Genomic DNA, 16,920 nt, shown 5'->3' on the forward strand with positions numbered 1-16,920 from the left:
TGATAGGGTGCTGTTATGAGCGTTAGCGTCCGTTTTCTTCCCAATAACGTCACCATTGAAGCGGAAGTTGGAGAACCTCTGCTCCAGGTGGCCGATCGCGCCGGACTGTGCATTCCGACGGGGTGTTTGATGGGGTCTTGTCATGCCTGTGAGGTAGAAGTAGATGGCGGAGATGCCATCTGTGCCTGCATTTCAGCCATACCGCCAGGGCAAACAGAATTAACTATCAACCTCTACTCCGACCCGACCTGGTGAAGCTCAATGATGGTGGATGAAGGGCATCAGGTGGCGATCGCCCTGGGCAGCAATCTGGGTGACTCGCGCACCACCCTGGAATTGGCGTTGGCTAAACTGCACCAAACGCCTGGCATTTCAGTGCAGACTCGTTCTCAGGTCTATCGAACCGTGGCGGTTGGCCCGCCTCAACCCGATGTGCTAAACGCCTGTGCCCTGCTGCTCACCCAGCTAGAGCCGCGTGCCCTACTAAATACCATGCTGGCGATCGAAGCTCAGTTTGGCCGCGAGCGCCGAGAACGCTGGGGGCCACGCACGCTCGACCTGGATTTGCTGCTGTTTGATGACATTGTCATGGCCGAACCTGGACTGCAAATTCCGCATCCGCACCTGCACGAACGCGCCTTTGTGCTGGTGCCACTGGCCGAAATTGCCCCCGACTGGGTCGAACCAATTTCTGGAAAAGCGATCGCGGCGTTACTGAAGGCGGTAGACTGTTCTGGAGTCAAAGGCATTCAACCTTAAACAGGGTGCATGTCTGCTGAGTTCAACCGTTCACCCTTACCCCGTTCATGGCTTTAGAACCTCCCCAACTGCTCAAACAGAAGTTGCTGTACCAGGGACGTAAATTTAGCTTTGAAGTGAGCCGTCTGCGGCTTCCCAATCAGGCCGAGGGAGATTGGGAATGTATTCGTCATCCGGGCGGAGCGCTTGCTATTCCGGTGACCGCAGACGGCAAACTAGTACTGGTTCGTCAATATCGCTTTGCGGCAAAGCAACGGTTATTAGAGTTTCCAGCCGGAACCATAGAAGCGCACGAAAGCCCCCTGACGACCATCCAGCGCGAAATTGAAGAAGAAACAGGCTATCGTGCTAACCGCTGGACTGACCTGGGTAAGTTTTACCTGGCTCCCGGTTATTCAGATGAAATGATTTACGCTTTCCTGGCACAAGACCTGGAAAAGCTAGACGTTCCGCCCGCAATGGATGCCGACGAAGACCTGGAAACGGTGCTAATGACGTTAGACGAGCTAGAAGCCGCCATTCGCCGTGGAGAACCCGTTGATTCAAAATCTATTTCCAGCCTGATGCTGGCGCGTCCACTGCTGTAATCACGCCTGAAGGCGGTTTAACCAGCCCTCGCCAGGTTCATAGCATTCGGCAGATCATCCCCTTGCAGTCGCTTGAGCGTGCTTCCCGCCAGGTAAGGCTACATAGCCCTTAACCATGACCCTTAACCATCTTCTAAGTGCTAGAGTGCGATCGCCTCTCCCCGTTCGGTAAAGCGCACCGAGCGCACTCCCCACTGCGAGTTTTTGGTCAACGTTTCTCGTAAACTGCCAAACAGGGCATATTGTTCGCAGCTTGATAGCGAAACAAGTTTGCGGCGAGAGTTTGCCGCCAAACGCAAATCCACAGTAGCCACGCCTCCAGAGACATTCACCCGATAACCAGAGAGCTTAAAGTCTCCGTTACTCTGGGTTGCAATCACCTCACCCACAGCGCCATCCATCGGCTGGTTCATTGGCACCTCCACGGGTTCTGGCACCATCCCGGCACACTCGTTGTCTACCTTGTAGACCATAACGGAGGTCATCTCGGTGGGGGCATCAGCTATCAACCCATCCAGATCATCAACGTTGGGTTCAGCAGACTGCAATGGAGCCGTTGCCGCAGAATCATCTGTGGGTTCCGCCCCAAACGGTTGACTCCCCGGTTCGGCAGGAGCAGACGTGCTATCATCCAGGCTAGACGGCAGCACTTCGGGAACGGCATCTGCCAGCACTCGACCATCATTGGCGTACGGTTCTGGAGCAACACACGCTCCTAATCCCATAACGATCGCACTAAAGGCAACCGCTATCAACGAAGCGTTTCGGTTCATCTTGACTGTCCTCAAATCCATTTATCCTCAAATCCATCAACATCTAGAACAGGCACCCTATCAACCGCAAACGGCTCAGGGTTCATCCAGCACATTCCGTAACGTTCGTAATAGGGTTTCGGCAGTATAGGGTTTGGGCAAAAAGGCTTTCACGCCGTTGCCAGAACTAATCGCAGACTGCTGATTCAATGACAAACCGCTGACCGCAATCACCTTGATCTGGGGGTTGATTTTTTGCAAGGTGCGAATCGCCGTTGCTCCATCCATTGTTGGCATCATCATATCCATCAGGGTGGCGTTGATCGACTGTCGGTGTTCGGCATACAGCGCGATCGCCTCAATCCCATCATTGGCTGTCATCACCCTGTAGTTACAAGCTTCAAGCGAAGTCTTAGTAATTTCGCGAATCGCCACTTCATCATCCACCACCAAAATTAATTCACCCTGCCCCTGGGGCAAGCCCAAATCTGGTTCGTACTCCTGACCAACCTCATCTGTGGCGATCGCCGGTAAACAAACCTTGAACTGAGTCCCCTTCCCAACCTCGCTGTACACCGTCACAAAGCCACCGTGATCTTTCACAATACCAATGACGGTCGATAGCCCCAGTCCAGTGCCCTTTCCCACCTCTTTTGTCGTAAAAAAAGGTTCAAAGACCCGATCTAGCGTTTCTGGATCAATTCCTGTACCTGTGTCAGAAACCGTGATCACGACATAGGGGCCAACATTAGCGCTGATATTCATCCGGGCGTAGTTTTCATCCACCAACAGATTTTCAGTCGTAATTTGTAATACCCCACCTCTGGGCATGGCATCACGGGCATTGACGCAGAGATTCATCAATACCTGATGCAGTTGAGTTGCATCCCCCAACACCGACCATATTCCTGCCGCCATCTCACTGGTTTTGATTTCAATCGATTTTGGAAAGGTTTCCCGCACAATCTGTTCTACCTCCGGCACGACCCGGTCAAGGTGCAGCAACACCCGTTCACTCCCCAGCCCCCGTGCAAACGAGAGAACTTGTTTAACCAGTTCAGCCGCTCGCTTCGCACTGGTTTCTAGCGTGTTTAACCATTGCTGGCTCTGGGGGTCGGTTGTCTTTAGTTCAAGTAACTGCACAGCCATCAAAATGGGAGACAACATATTATTCAGGTCGTGGGCAATGCCACCCGCCAGGGTGCCCAAACTTTCTAGCCGTTGCGCCCGCAAAAATTGCGCTTCTAACTGCTTCTTTTCGGTAATATCAGTGCTCACAATCAGCACCGAGTGCGGAATCCCTGTTTCATCTCGAACGAGCGTCCAGCGGCTTTCAACCGTGATTTCAGCCCCACTCTGGGTAACTTGATTCAAGTCGCCCTGCCACACGCCCTTTGCCAACAGTGCCTCCCAAATTTCGGCATCATGGGGTGAAGGTTGCTTGTAGATCAGCCGTCCGGTTTGACGATCGATCGCTTCTTCCGATTTCCAGCCATACAGCCGTTCTGCCCCCTTGTTCCAATACAGAATGCGGTTGTCGAGATCCTGCACCAGAATGGCATCCGTGGCGATATCCAGCAAAGCCGCCTGTTCTCGAATTTTCTGCTCGGCGCGTCGCACCTCAGTTACATCGGTTTGCGTACCGATAAAGTAAAGCAGTTCCCCGTCATCCGAGAAGACCGGCGATATTTTTAGCTCGTTCCAAAACGGTTGACCGTCTTTGCGGTAGTTCAACAGAGTGGTTTTCAGTTCCCTGCGGTCGGCGATCGCCTGACTGATGCTGGCCACCGTATGCAGGTCAGTGCCCTTGCCCTGTAGAAAACGGCAGTTACGCCCGATCGCCTCCTCCGAACCATAGCCCGTAATGCGTGTAACCGCCGAGTTGAGATAAATAATGGGGTTATCCGGCTGGTTAGGGTCGGTAATGATAATGCCATCCGAAGCCGAGTTAATCGCCTGAGCCAGCAGCAAATTTTCAGTAGCAGCCGTTCGCAGTGCCTCTTCTGCTCGTTTCCGCTCGATCGCATATCGAATCGATCGTGCCAACAAATCGCCGCTAAATTGCCCCTTGACCAGATAATCCTGTGCCCCGGCTTGCAGCGCCATTGCCGCCAGCTCTTCGTCATTTAACCCGGTTAAAACAATAATCGGCAGAGCCGTAACCTGATGCTGAGCCTTGCGAAACGTTTCTAACCCTTGACTGTCGGGCAACGACAAATCCAGCAAGACCACATCAAATGCCTCCTGGTCTAGCCGTTTAATGCCCTGGCTCAGCCACTCCACATGGGTCAGGTTAAAGTGAGCAATGTCAGCTTCTGCCAGCGTTTCTTGCAGCAGGCGAGCATCACCAAGGTTGTCTTCAATTAGCAAAATCTTGATGACTGAATCGGACATTCCCTCACTCCAACGGTAGCTTTACAATGGTCAACCAGAACTCTTCGATCGAGCGAATCACTCGAATGAACTGGTTTAAGTCAACGGGTTTACTAATGTAACAATTCCCGTGCAGCTCATAGGCTTTAGCAATGTCCTCCTCGGCCTGGGAGGTGGTTAGCACCACCACCGGAATTCGCTTCAAGGCATGGTGGTTTTTGATCTGCTGCAACACTTCTCGACCGTCTCGCCTGGGCAAATTGAGATCGAGCAAGATTAAGTCAGGCCGGGGGACACTGGCATATTTACCCTGCTTTAGCAAAAAAGCAAGGGCTTCTACCCCATCGGACACCACACTCAGGTGGTTGTGAACCCGTCCGTCTCGTAATACCTCTTGCGTTAAACGAACATCACCAGGATTGTCTTCTACTAACAAAATTTCGATCGGTCTACCAATTGGGGTCTGGTTCATGCGGGGACATCTCTGCGATCGGGGATGGTGAAGTAGAAGGTTGAACCTTGATCAGGCGTTGACTCAACCCAGATGCGCCCGCCATGCCGTTCAACAATTTTTTTGCAGATCGCTAACCCAATCCCCGTACCCGGATATTCCGAACGTTGGTGCAATCGCTGGAAGATCAAGAAGATGCGATCGCAATACTCCGGGTCGATCCCAATCCCATTGTCTTGCACCGAGAGAACCCATTCCCCATCCCCCTGCCTGGCCTGGATATGAACATGGGGAGCAGTATCCTGGCAGAACTTGATGCCATTGCTGATTAAGTTTTGCAAAACTTGCGTCAATTGCGAAGCATCAACCATCAGATCGGGCAGGGGATCGTAAGTAACAAGGGCATGGCTGCTTTCAATGGTGGCTCTAATATTGGCGATCGCCCGTTCGACAATCACCGTTCCCGACGTGCGGTTGAACACCTTACCCCGATTTCCCACCCGTGAATACGCCAGCAAATCGTTAATGAGCGTCTGCATCCGGGTGGCTCCGTCTACAGCATAGTTAATAAAGGTATCTGCATCCGCATCCAGCCGAGTTTTGTAACGTCGCTCGAGCAACTGAAGATAACTGGCAACCATCCGCAGCGGTTCCTGTAAATCGTGGGACGCTACATAGGCAAACTGCTCCAGATCAGCATTAGAGCGGGTCAATTCCTGGCGCTGCTGCGTTTCCTGCTCCAGGAGCTGTGCCTGTGCCAGGGCAATTCCAATCTGGTTTGCGAGTTGCTGCATCAGATCAACTTCAAAATCCGACCAGTGGCGCGGCACTTTGCACTGATGGGCAATTAACAGTCCCCAAAACTCCTCTTTGATCAAGATCGGTATCACCAGCTTTGATTTCACCTGAAGCGTGTCTAGAAAATGGACGAGGCAGGGGGCAACCTCCGCCCGATCGAGATCTTCAATGGTGTAGATTCGTCCGTGCTGGTAGGTTTGCAGGTAATCTTGACCAAAACAATCGTCTGTCACTCCTAAATCGAGTACAGACATCCACCCTTTGGCAACGGCTTCTTTCACAACCTGTCCCGATCCATCCGGATACACCTGGAATACCAGCACCCGATCTGCCTGGAAGATACGCTGCACTTCCGTGACGCTGGTTTGCAAAATTTCGTCCAGTTGCAGAGATTGCCGGATTTTGAGCGTGATTTCAGCAAAAAGCTGCGATCGCAGACTTTGGAAGCGTAACTGTTCTTCGGCACGCTTGCGCTCCGTAATGTCACTGCCAATCCCCAGAAAACTGGTAATAGCTCCAGTCGAATCGCGTAGTGCCGTAATTGATAGCAGCACAGGAAAGCGGGAACCGTCCTTGCGAATGTACGTCCATTCTTGCTCATCGGGTTTGCCCAATCGCGCTTTAGCCACAAATGCCTCAAACCCTGGTGCCACCGGAATTCCCAGTTCTGCGGTCAATTCTTTGGCTCGATACGCGACTTCATTGATATCGTGAAAAATAGATGGCGTTACTTTGCCAACCACCTCATCGGCGCTGTATCCCAACAGCCGTTCTGCGGCGGCATTAAAGGTGCGAACGGTGCCATCTACCTGAGTTGAAATAATGGTATAGTCAGCCCCGTCCAAAATCGCCTGTTGCAGCGTCGTCGTTTCCAGTAGCGCCGCCTCTGCCCGTCTGCGCTCGGTCACATCGCTTGCCAGCACAATTTCGGCTCGCCGTCCGGCAAACGTTAGCGTGTGGGATATAATTTCAACTTCAATGATCGAGCCATCCTTTTTGCAATGTCGCCAGATCCCCGCCGCATCTAACCCGCTCGAAACGTTGGCAATGTTCGTGAGCAAAGCCGGAATCTCGGCGGCAGGGCGAATGTCGCAGAGGGTCATTGCTAAAAATTCGTCTCGCGAATAGCCATAGTGCTGAATAGCCGCCTGGTTAACCGCGAGAAAGGCGAGCGTTTCAATATCATAGGCCCACATAGGATGCGGGTTGTTTTCAAACAGCAGGCGATATCGCTCTTCTGATTGGCGCAGTTTAGCTTCGGCCTGCTTGCGTTCGTTGATGTCTTCAAAGTAAACCGACAAACCACCCTCTAGCGGATAGGCATGAACTAAAAACCAGGTGTTGAGCGGCGAATACAACGCTTCAAACTCAACGCTGACCTGTTCCGACATCGCACGGTGATAGTGCTGCTGAAAGGGCGAGTTAACGGCCTCTGGAAACTCATCCCACAACAACTTGCCGACCAGGTTGGCGCGTTGCCGTTGTAGCAACCGCTCAGCCTGCTGGTTGAGATAGGTAAAACACCACTCGCGATCGACCGCAAAGAAGGCATCCGTAATGCTTTCCAGAATGCTAATCGTGCGCTGGCGAGCGGCTTCGGCCTCAGACCGGGCATCTTGCTCCCGTTTCAACAGGTGCGATCGCTCTGCTTCCCTCTGTTGGCGCTCTGTAACATCGACCATGCCACCCACGGCACGAATGGCGGTTCCAGCCTCGTTATGAACAATCTGGCTGCGGTTAGAAACGTAGAGATAGGAACCATCAGCATGTCGGTAGCGATACTCTGCTTCCCAGTTCGTTCCAGTTTGAATTGCCGTCCGAATCCCAGCCAGAACGCGATCGCGATCCTCAGGATGAATGTTGCTGTACCACCAGGATGCGTTGCGCCCAACGATATCGGTTTTATAGCCCAACAGCGTTTGAATGCCTTCGTTCCACCACACCTGGTTGGTCTGCAAATTCCAATCCCAGATGACATCGTTAGTGGTTCGAGCAATGAGATGAAGGCGTTCTTCACTCTGGCGCAAAGCCGCTTCGGTGCGCTGCTGGCGATCGAGCGATTCAGTCAAATCGTTCAAGGCTCGCCGCATTTCGAGTTGGGCGATCACCTGTCGAGCCAGGGCTTGCAGCGCGTCTTTCTGCTCGGAGTTCAGGGTGCGCGGCACCCGATCAATAACGCAGAGCGTTCCCAGCGGATAGCCGTCGGGGGTAACCAGCGGCGCACCCGCATAAAAGCGAATAGCCGGATCGGAGGTCACTAACGGATTATCGGCAAACCGCTCATCTTGAGTCGCATCTGGAATAATGAGAAGGTCAGGCTGTAGAATGACATGCGCGCAAAAGGCAAGATTGCGTGGTGTTTGCACAGCCTCTATGCCAACTTTAGACTTAAACCATTGTCGGGTGGAATCAATCAGGCTAACCAGAGCGATCGGCGTATCGCAAATAGAAGCGGCCAAACGGGTCAAATCATCAAACGCTTGCTCTGGTGAAGTATCCAGAATGTTGTACCGTTCTAAAGCGGCCAGACGATCGGCTTCACTCGTTGGAAGAGGGGCTTCAGACATAGCGACATAACTGCTGCTGCTTAATTGTAGTTTGAATCACAATTGTGGCTAATATGGCTGATACGACATGGTTTCGTCGGCACATTATTTCCCTCGCCGACTTTACGCCAGCAGAGTATGACACAGTATTGCAAACGGCTGCTAGCTTTCGGGAAGTGTTGTCCCGCCGTACCAAAAAAGTACCCACCCTGCAAGGACAGGTAGTAACCAATTTATTTTTTGAGTCATCCACCCGCACCCGCAGCAGTTTCGAGCTGGCGGCCAAACGGCTGTCTGCCGACATTTTAAACTTTGCCCCCGGCACGTCTTCGATCACAAAAGGCGAAACTATTTTAGACACGGCAAAGACGTATTTGGCAATGGGGACGGATATGATGGTGATTCGTCACCGCGAGGCAGGTGTGCCGCTGGCGATCGCGCAAGAAATGGATCGGCTCAACACCCATGTTGGCGTGCTGAACGCCGGAGACGGACAGCATGAACACCCATCCCAGGCTTTACTCGACCTGTTTACCATCTGCACCCTACTCGACCCGAATGAACCGCATTTGGCGCTGCTGCGCGGCAAAAAGATTGCGATCGTCGGGGATATCCTGCATTCACGAGTGGCGCGATCGAACATCTGGAGCCTCACTGCCAGCGGAGCCGAGGTGCATTTGGCGGGGCCACCAACGCTGTTACCCAGGTGGTTTGCCGAATTTGTATCGCAGAACTCAGCCAGAACTTCGGCCACGGGCGATCGCATTCCCCACTCCGGCCATACCGAGTCAGAGCCATCGCCACCGTTGGGTCAGTTATTTTTGCACTGGTCGCTGCCTGCCGCGCTGGAAAATGCCGACTTTGTAATGACGTTACGGCTTCAGAAAGAGCGGATGACGCAGCATTTGTTGCCCAGCCTGCGAGAGTACCACCAACAGTTTGGGATGACGCGCGATCGGCTCAAACTGTGCCAACCCCACGTTAAAGTGCTGCACCCAGGCCCCGTGAATCGCGGCGTTGAAATCAGCTCCGATTTAATGGATGATCCGGCTTTCAGCCTGATTGCTCAACAGGTTACCAGCGGTGTTGCTGTGCGGATGGCGTTGCTGTATTTAATGGGAAGTGGACGCGTGTGAAACACCATCAGGATTGAGTACGCGATGCACCGTCCGCAGCAGATCTCGCGAGGTGTAGGGTTTAGATAGAAATGCTTGCACACCCGTATCGTTGGTGAGGGCGGTTTGCTCAAATGCGACCAAACCACTCACGGCAATAATTTTAATATCGGGGCACATTTTCTGTAGGGTGCGAATGGTGATAGGCCCATCCATCGTTGGCATCATCATATCTACCAGCACCAGATCGATTTTCTCTCGGTACTGCGCGTAGAGGGCGATCGCCTCGATACCATCGCTAGCGGTCAATACCTGGTACGAAAACGCTTCAAGCGAGGCTTTGGAAACTTCTCGAATCGACGCTTCATCATCCACCACCAGCACCCATTCTCCCCGTCCTTTGGGCAGCTCCAATTCTTCAGGCAGCACTGGTTCGGTAGTTTGTACGGCAGGCAGGTAGACCTTAAACTGAGTTCCCTGACCCATCTGACTGTTGACCACAATAAACCCGCCGTGGCTTTTGACAATACCGCTAACCGTCGAAAGCCCCAATCCGGTACCTTGACCCACTTCTTTCGTGGTGAAAAACGGATCAAAGATGCGATCGACAATCGCCGGGGCAATGCCCATGCCGCTATCGGATACGGCAATCACCACGTAATCCCCCACATGAGCATCCAGATGCATCCGGGCGTAATGGTCATCTACGGTTAGATTTTCAGCCGTAATTTCCAACACACCACCATCGGGCATAGCGTCGCGGGCGTTGACGCAGAGGTTCATCAACACCTGATGAAGCTGCGTCACATCGCCTCGAACCGTCGCCAGGTTACGGGCAGCATTGGTTTGAACATCAATAGACTTGGGAAAGGTTTCTTTAGCAATCTGCCTGACTTCCGCAATCAGGTGCTTGATTTGCAAGACGGTGTGTTTGCCTTCCACGCCTCTGGCAAACGACAACACCTGCTTTACCAGTGCTGCCGCCCGTTTCGCGTTGGTTTCTAGCGTTTGCAGCAGTTGTTTACTGCGTTCGTCTAAATCTGAAAATTTGAACTGCAACAATTGGGCGATCGCCAAAATGGGCGTGAGAACATTGTTCAGGTCGTGGGCAATGCCACCCGCCAGTGTTCCCAGGCTTTCAATCCGCTGAGTGCGAAAAAACTGCAACTCTAGCTGTTTTTTTTCGGTAATGTCCGTATCAACCGACAGAATAGATTTAGGTTGGTTGGTTTCGTCTCGTACCAGCGTCCAGCGGCTTTCAACCACCACTGGCTTGCCCAATTTGGTGATTTTGTTTAACTCGCCCTGCCATTCGCCCCGATGGGTCAGCGCTTTTTGAATGTCTGGCAGTTGGTTCAGCGGCTCTCGATACAGCAACAGGTTGACATTTTTCCCGATCGCTTCCTCTGCCGTCCAGCCATATAGCCGCTCTGCTCCTTTGTTCCAAAACAGAATGCGGTGATCGAGGTTGCTAACTAAGATGGCATCGGTAGACACATCCAGTAAGGCCGCCTGCTCGCGAATGGTTTGCTCGGCGCGTTTGCGTTCGTTGAGTTCCGTTTGCACCTGCTGATACAGTTCAGATTGCTGGATGGCGATCGCTAACTGATCGGCGATCGCCCGTAACAGCTCCACATCTGAGTCTTGCCAGGTAAACGAGGGTTGATTCTTGATTAAGCAGACCGTCCCCCAAACCTTAGGCGGATTTAGACTACTGGAACCCGAATGCAGCGGCAGCATTAACCAGGCACCCGGATACTGTGCAGCTAGTTTCTGGTTAACCGGGTCTTTTAACTCCTGAGCGTCATCCACTCGCACCACGTTCAGTTGTTTTAGCTGTTCTGCCACCGGATTGTTGGCATCTGGAATCACTAACCCTAGGTCGTCCAGTGACTCTGGTTTGTTGCAGTAGATCGCCATCTTGCGCCAAATTCCCTCTTCTGGCAGGTATTGGGAAATAGAAGCCCGATCGGCCTGGAGCAGTTCAGTAATTTCGTAGACGGCGGTTGAAAAAATTGTCGATAAATCCAGCGAGTTACGGATGGTTTGAATCACCCGGTTCAGGGCTTGCTCCCGCTGGGCTTGATGGCGCGTTTGTTTATAAAGTTGGCTTTGCTGAATGGCGATCGCCACTTGAGCCGCTAGCTGATTGAGTAAATCAATTTCAAACGGTTGCCACTGTCGCGGTGCCGCGCAATGGTTGGCGACCAACAATCCCCACAGCTTCGTTTCCTGGACAATGGGCACCACAAGATTAGCGCGCACTTGCAGCCGAGATAGCAAATCGACATGGCAAGCCGATAAACCCGATGTGTAGATATCGGCTGTCTCCTGGATGCGCCCCTGCTCGTAGAGCGATCGCCCCACAGCTTCTCCAAAAAACGAGTCCTTAATTTTTCGTCCCAACACAGAAGACCAATCAGGTGCAACGGATTCAACCACAATGATTCCGCTCCAGTCGGGTTCAAAGCGGTAGATAAAGACGCGATCGGTTTGCAGAAACCGTCGCACCCCAGATACAACCGTCTGCAAAATCTCGTCTAGATCCAGCGATTGGTGAATGTGTTGAGTAATCTCAACAATCAGTTTCTCCTGCTCCAGGCGCTGCTGCAAGGTGTGTTTGGCGGGCGCGTGTTGACTCAAATAGTGCCGTAGTCCTAGCTGGTTCAGAAGTTGACGACCCAGAATTTGCAGGTCAGCCAGTTGCTGAGGGGTCAGCTCTCTGGGAACAACGTCCATGATGCATAAGGTGCCGAGAGGTTGGTCGGCCTCTAATACCAGCGGCACCCCAGCATAAAAGCGAATAGCCGGAGCGGCAATATCGCCGATGGTAGCCGGGACGCGGTCATCCAGCAAAACATCGGGCACAACCAGCCATTCCGGTTGAGATAAGGTCTGGATATCCAGCGCATTCAACCCCTCAACCTGTAGCCTATTTGCCCCCGTACCAAACCGTTGCCCTGTTTTATTGAAATCAATCAGGGTTACTAGCGCGATCGGAACCTGGAAGAGAGAGGCCGCTAACGTGGCAATGTCACGGCAATCCTCCTCTATGTTGCTCTCAAGAAGCGGCTGAAGAGCTTTGGGATCGATCGCTCTACGGCTAAAGGATGGCATCATTGCTTTTCATTCTGGCTGAGTCAGCTATCTGCGGGTACTGCTTGGTAGATCGGTTGGCGGCACCGTTGAGTAAACACGTGCTATCAGAGAAACGCTAATGGATACCGGAGCGCTTCACCCTACCCTGAATGGATTGCAATGCTAAATTGTTCATTGCTCACGGTTGAGCAAAAAATAAACCGCTTATATAAACGGTAAACAGCCATTTCGATCCATCAATGGAGAGGAAGCAACATTGCAGATTGAGAAAATGCGTGCAATTCAGGCGAAATTGCCGATAAGAACAAGCGGCAGTGCTAGTCGATTCAACCTGATGAACCGACTGGTTTAGATTTTTTTAACATTTCATCTATTACGAATATTTCATGTATGTACTTGCTATGGCATAAACTGAAATATGTTTTAATATTCCGACGCATCCCAAGCAAGAGCGATCGCTTTCGCAACAACAGGCGATCGCTCTTACTGTCGTCGAATTGGCAAGCGTTAACGTCAATCTGGAGTGGCTTAAACCCAGGTGAATGATTCTATTTAATGGACAATGGGTTCGGCTAAAGGGACTGGAGTGGTTTCAGCCGCGCGCGCGACTTCTAGATCCGCCATGCCGCGTGGAAAGAAACGACCCAACAGGCCATAGCTGACCAACCCTAAATACTCTCTGAAGACCAGAAAGGTGGCCGAGCGGCGGTCGATGGTGTTGGGCAACGGGCTGGGGTGAGGAATCACCTCGACTCCCAGGCTGCGAAACGTGAGGAGCGATCGCAACATGTGGGGCGGATCGGTGACTAGCAGGATACGCTGAACCCCCTGTGGTTGAAGCAATGACATCGTAAACCGCGCATTTTCTTCGGTAGTGCGAGAACAGGGTTCACCATCGATCGCCGCTGGCGACACCCCTTTTGCTTGCAACTGCTGCGCCATCGGTAAGGCATCGCCCCAGCCGCTCGTAAACACCAGCGGTGCCCGTTGCTCCTGCCATAAATCGGCGGCAACCTTCACTCTGGACGGGGTTAATTCGCTTCCTCGCCCCAGAATGACGATCGCATCGGCTGTGGCTCCAGAATCCGAGGGTAGGGTGCTGACCAACACTCGATTGCCAATACGAGTAACGACTGGAGAGGCAACTATCAAATAGGCCAACAACAGCCCCAGCCCCACGCCACTGGTTTGCCGCTTCCAGCGCCATGATCGAATCAGCCACGGTAGCAGAATCCAAATCATTAGAATAGATAAAACCCTGGCTGGTGCATTAAGCCAACCAAATACTTGCCAGGTAAAGCCTGCCCATTCTCCTGTAATGCTGGTTTGTTCACAAAGGGACGGATCCAATGTGGCAATCAGTGTGAAAAGTTCAATTTGCATGACTCGCCCTAGTGTGTTAGCTCAAGTGGCTACGTTATTCTAGGAACTGTTATGGCATATTGCTTTGGGGGTCTGGCAAGCGATCGTCTCTATTTTTGTGAAACCCTTACGTTTGGTGCTCATGCAAACTGCTTTCGGCGTTCCTCCAACCCATCATTCAGATCACGTTGCAATGACCTTTGCTCCTTTATCAATAGAGGAGGTTTACGCACTGGCAGACGACCCGGCCAATGGTGCTGTGGTAGTTATGAGCGGTATGGTGCGAAACCAAACGGACGGTAAGCCAGTGGTTGCCCTGGAATATCAGGCGTATGAACCAATGGCGATCGAGGTGTTTAAACAAATTGCCGCACAGATTCGCCAAACCTGGACAGATGTAACGCGAGTGGTGATTCATCACCGCACGGGCAAGTTGAGTATTGGTGAAATCAGTGTATTGGTTGCTGTTGGTTGTCCTCACCGCTCGGAGGCATTTGCCGCCTGTCAGTATGCGATCGATACCCTCAAACACAACGCCCCCATCTGGAAAAAAGAACATTGGCAGGATGGCTCTACCAGTTGGGTGAGTATTGGAGCATGTGAGCAACCTGGAGAAAATTGTTAGGGAGCGATCTCATTCATCAAGTCATATCGATTACCACTCATCTCTTAATGTCCGTTGAGTGGCGATCGCATCCCCCTGCCATTGCAGTTTACCAACCAGGTTGGAGAAATCGTATTGGGGAGATGGGGCAGTTTGAGGTGCAGCAGGATTAATGACCAAAACCAACTCAACTTCACCTGGAGGTAACGCAGTTGGTACATCTAGCCGAAGATGCCCATTAGTGTCGATCTGTCCAATCAGGGTTAGGGTCTGCATCATGATGTTTGGGGTTAGCGTGACGGGCGATCGTTCTTAAGCTGTCCTTATTCTATGCTGTGTCTCGATTTGCTAGAGCAAGAGGCCATAACTAAAGCCAGGAGGCGATCGCCACTATTTGTATACTTTTTTGCACCATCCAGAGCTTGTACGTATGATGGAGAGAATCTTTGAGTAAACAGTTATGTTTGGCAAAAAGCCCTCGTCTGAGCCATCTCAATCGCAACCACCCAACCAATCGCAAAGCCTCAGCAATGTGTCTCTGACAGGCGGCATGGTGCAGTTGGGGCAGGCGGGAGGTAATCTTCAGCAAAATCAGAGTGGAGATTTGCAGACTCAGCAGCAAGGTATCACTGCAACAGAGGTGGTGACGCTGTTAGAGCAATTGGAAGCCGCAATCAAAGCCGCGTCGTTGAGTTCTGCTCAGCAGGAAGAATTGCTCGACTATCTGCGACCTGCGAAACGGGAAGCCGCAAAGGAAACGCCTCAAAAAGAATTGGTGGGGCAAAACCTGAAGCAGGTAAGTGAGACTATGAAAACGCTGAAAGACACCACCGAAGCCGGAAAGAGCCTGTGGCAGACCGGAGCCGAAATCTTTAAAACCGTTGCACCCTGGATCGGCGTTGCTGCTGCCTTTTTTGGGTTTTGATCAAAGGAGCTGAGGTGCAAGATCAAAATATTGATGGCAGCAAAATTGAAAACAGCCAGGTTCAACTCGCGCAAGCTGGACAAAATGCGGTTAGTTTTCAAAATAGTCATGATAACCAGGTCACGATCAATGCTGTGATCTGGCGGTTGTTTGGTCAGGTTGCATCTCCCTCAGTGGATTGGGATTGGGCACAACGCTTACTTAGAGATCAGCAATTGCCCGATATCCGCAAACGGCTCATAGACACTCTGGGGCGCGATCGCTCCCTGATGCAAATCTCGTTAGATGAGCAGTTATCGTGGGTTGGGCGTTCACCGTTGCAGGCAAATCGTCACTTGCAGGTGCAGGGCGAAGACCGGGGCATTCTCGATTGGCAACAGATGTTGATTGAGTCGTTTGGGCAAGAAGATGTGCGCGGTAGGTTATTAATTTTAGGAAACCCCGGAGCTGGAAAAACCACAGCGTTGCTCAGTCTGGCAGAACAACTGGTGTGTGGGGCGATCGCTCAACCTAAAACTGTGATTCCAATCATTTTTGAACTCTCAACCTGGCGAGAGGGGCAAAGCATTGAAGCCTGGTTACTTGATCAACTGTATGACTTGTATAAGCGCGATCGTAAAACCAGGTTTTTTGAGCAATGGCTAGACCAGCGAGTGTTGTTGCCATTAATGGATGGATTGGATGAACTGGGGTTGGAACGGCAAAAACAATGCACCTCGAAACTGAATGAGTTTGCCCGTTATTATCCGCAACTGGTGGTGTGTTGCCGAGTTAAAGAGTTTGCCCAGGTCAACATCAAACTGGATAACCTCAGAGGTTCGGTCTGTTTGGAGCCGTTATCAGATGAGCAGATTCAAGACTATCTGAACCGGATTGATTGTTCTCAATTCTGGTCAACCATTCAATCAACCCCGGTTCTGCAAGCGTTACTCGAACCTGATCAGGAGGGCGATCCAGGATTGTTGCGAGTGCCGTTGTTCATCACGTTAGCGGCTCGTACCTATGATGTTCAATATCCGTTTCAAACGCGAGAGGAATTACTCGGTCAATACATCGATCGCCAGTTATCGCTGGAGGTACGGCAGAGCGATCGCCGTAAAGAGACAGACCGTAAACGGTGGGCATACAAAAACCCTGACCAGGAACCCGATCGACGAGAAACCCTAAAAACGTTGCGCTGGCTGGCACGCCAGTTACAAGCCAATACGACGGTTGAATTATTGATTGAACAGATCCAACCTCTTTGGCTAGAAAAACCACAGGCACGACGACACTATCGGTTGATTGTTGGGCTGATTGGTGGGCTGATTGTTGGGCTGATCGGTGGGCTGATTGGTGGGCTGATTGGTGGGCTGATTGGTGGGCTGATTGGTGGGCTGATTGGTGGGCTGATTGGTGGGCTGATTGGTGGGCTGATTGTTGATCTAAAACACATTGCACCTGTTGAGGCATTCAAAATTTCGATGTCGCAGGACGTGCGACGAAAAATTTTAGCAAGTTTGCAAGAATGGCTGATTGTTGGGCTGATTTTTGGGCTGATTGTTGGGCT

14 protein-coding genes and 1 pseudogene are annotated in these 16,920 nt (G+C 51.8%); 7 read left to right on the forward strand and 8 right to left on the reverse strand.

The window, feature by feature from the left end:
• Positions 1 to 15: 15 nt before the first annotated feature.
• From IQ268_RS17250 to IQ268_RS17260, 3 genes are read left to right on the forward strand one after another with little or no spacing between them, the layout of a single operon-like run.
• Complete coding sequence (locus IQ268_RS17250) at positions 16 to 255, forward strand: 2Fe-2S iron-sulfur cluster binding domain-containing protein (protein ID WP_193881583.1); 240 nt, start codon at positions 16 to 18, stop codon at positions 253 to 255.
• Between the two features lie 6 nt (positions 256 to 261).
• The gene (folK, locus tag IQ268_RS17255) at positions 262 to 759 is read left to right on the forward strand and encodes a 2-amino-4-hydroxy-6-hydroxymethyldihydropteridine diphosphokinase (protein ID WP_193881586.1); all 498 of its coding nucleotides are present in this window, start codon (positions 262 to 264) and stop codon (positions 757 to 759) included.
• A gap of 47 nt (positions 760 to 806) precedes the next feature.
• Entirely contained in the window at positions 807 to 1,346 is a 540-nt protein-coding gene (locus tag IQ268_RS17260) for an NUDIX hydrolase (RefSeq protein WP_193881589.1), read from the forward strand.
• A gap of 140 nt (positions 1,347 to 1,486) precedes the next feature.
• On the opposite strand, the gene IQ268_RS17265 is transcribed toward IQ268_RS17260, so the two are convergent.
• From IQ268_RS17265 to IQ268_RS17280, 4 genes are all read right to left on the reverse strand, one after another.
• Positions 1,487 to 2,119: a sporulation/spore germination protein gene (locus IQ268_RS17265; protein WP_193881592.1), complete on the reverse strand. Its 633-nt coding sequence runs from the start codon at positions 2,117 to 2,119 to the stop codon at positions 1,487 to 1,489.
• Between the two features lie 75 nt (positions 2,120 to 2,194).
• Positions 2,195 to 4,492, reverse strand: a complete 2,298-nt coding sequence (locus IQ268_RS17270) for a response regulator (protein ID WP_193881595.1) — start codon at positions 4,490 to 4,492, stop codon at positions 2,195 to 2,197.
• 4 nt (positions 4,493 to 4,496) lie between these two features.
• A complete protein-coding gene (locus IQ268_RS17275) occupies positions 4,497 to 4,943 on the reverse strand; it encodes a response regulator (protein ID WP_193881599.1) in 447 nt (148 codons plus the stop codon).
• Positions 4,940 to 8,287 carry a PAS domain S-box protein gene (locus tag IQ268_RS17280; protein ID WP_193881601.1) on the reverse strand — a complete coding sequence of 1,116 codons (3,348 nt, stop codon included), beginning with the start codon at positions 8,285 to 8,287 and terminating at the stop codon, positions 4,940 to 4,942. Before IQ268_RS17280 ends, IQ268_RS17275 begins: the two co-directional genes overlap by 4 nt.
• Positions 8,288 to 8,340: 53 nt before the next feature.
• Between IQ268_RS17280 and IQ268_RS17285 the strand changes: the two genes are divergently transcribed.
• Complete coding sequence (locus IQ268_RS17285) at positions 8,341 to 9,402, forward strand: aspartate carbamoyltransferase catalytic subunit (RefSeq protein ID WP_193881603.1); 1,062 nt, start codon at positions 8,341 to 8,343, stop codon at positions 9,400 to 9,402.
• Here the strand turns inward: IQ268_RS17285 and IQ268_RS17290 are convergent.
• Positions 9,379 to 12,501, reverse strand: a complete 3,123-nt coding sequence (locus tag IQ268_RS17290; RefSeq protein ID WP_228035463.1) for a GAF domain-containing protein — start codon at positions 12,499 to 12,501, stop codon at positions 9,379 to 9,381. The two genes, IQ268_RS17285 and IQ268_RS17290, sit on opposite strands and share 24 nt — an antisense overlap.
• Positions 12,502 to 13,032: 531 nt before the next feature.
• A complete protein-coding gene (locus IQ268_RS17295; protein WP_193881605.1) occupies positions 13,033 to 13,863 on the reverse strand; it encodes a YdcF family protein in 831 nt (276 codons plus the stop codon).
• A gap of 121 nt (positions 13,864 to 13,984) precedes the next feature.
• On the opposite strand from IQ268_RS17295, the gene IQ268_RS17300 reads away from it, so the two are divergent.
• On the forward strand, positions 13,985 to 14,467 hold the full coding sequence (locus tag IQ268_RS17300) for a molybdenum cofactor biosynthesis protein MoaE (protein WP_193881607.1): 483 nt from the start codon (positions 13,985 to 13,987) through the stop codon (positions 14,465 to 14,467).
• 30 nt (positions 14,468 to 14,497) lie between these two features.
• Here IQ268_RS17300 and IQ268_RS17305 read toward each other — a convergent pair whose 3' ends face one another.
• On the reverse strand, positions 14,498 to 14,725 hold the full coding sequence (locus IQ268_RS17305) for a hypothetical protein (protein ID WP_228035464.1): 228 nt from the start codon (positions 14,723 to 14,725) through the stop codon (positions 14,498 to 14,500).
• Positions 14,726 to 14,906: 181 nt separating this feature from the next.
• Here IQ268_RS17305 and IQ268_RS17310 point away from each other — a divergent pair, with 181 nt between their 5' ends.
• Together IQ268_RS17310 and IQ268_RS33465 are read left to right on the forward strand one after the other, a co-directional pair.
• On the forward strand, positions 14,907 to 15,371 hold the full coding sequence (locus tag IQ268_RS17310) for a hypothetical protein (RefSeq protein WP_193881609.1): 465 nt from the start codon (positions 14,907 to 14,909) through the stop codon (positions 15,369 to 15,371).
• A 380-nt stretch (positions 15,372 to 15,751) separates the two neighbouring features.
• Positions 15,752 to 16,222 (forward strand): annotated as a pseudogene (locus IQ268_RS33465) (NACHT domain-containing NTPase); the annotation flags it as partial.
• A gap of 396 nt (positions 16,223 to 16,618) precedes the next feature.
• Here the strand turns inward: IQ268_RS33465 and IQ268_RS33470 are convergent.
• A complete protein-coding gene (locus tag IQ268_RS33470) occupies positions 16,619 to 16,795 on the reverse strand; it encodes a PT domain-containing protein (protein WP_370584673.1) in 177 nt (58 codons plus the stop codon).
• Between the last annotated feature and the right edge of the window lie 125 nt (positions 16,796 to 16,920).

This window comes from Oculatella sp. LEGE 06141 (genome assembly GCF_015207605.1).
In the GTDB taxonomy this organism is placed as follows: domain Bacteria; phylum Cyanobacteriota; class Cyanobacteriia; order Elainellales; family Elainellaceae; genus Oculatella.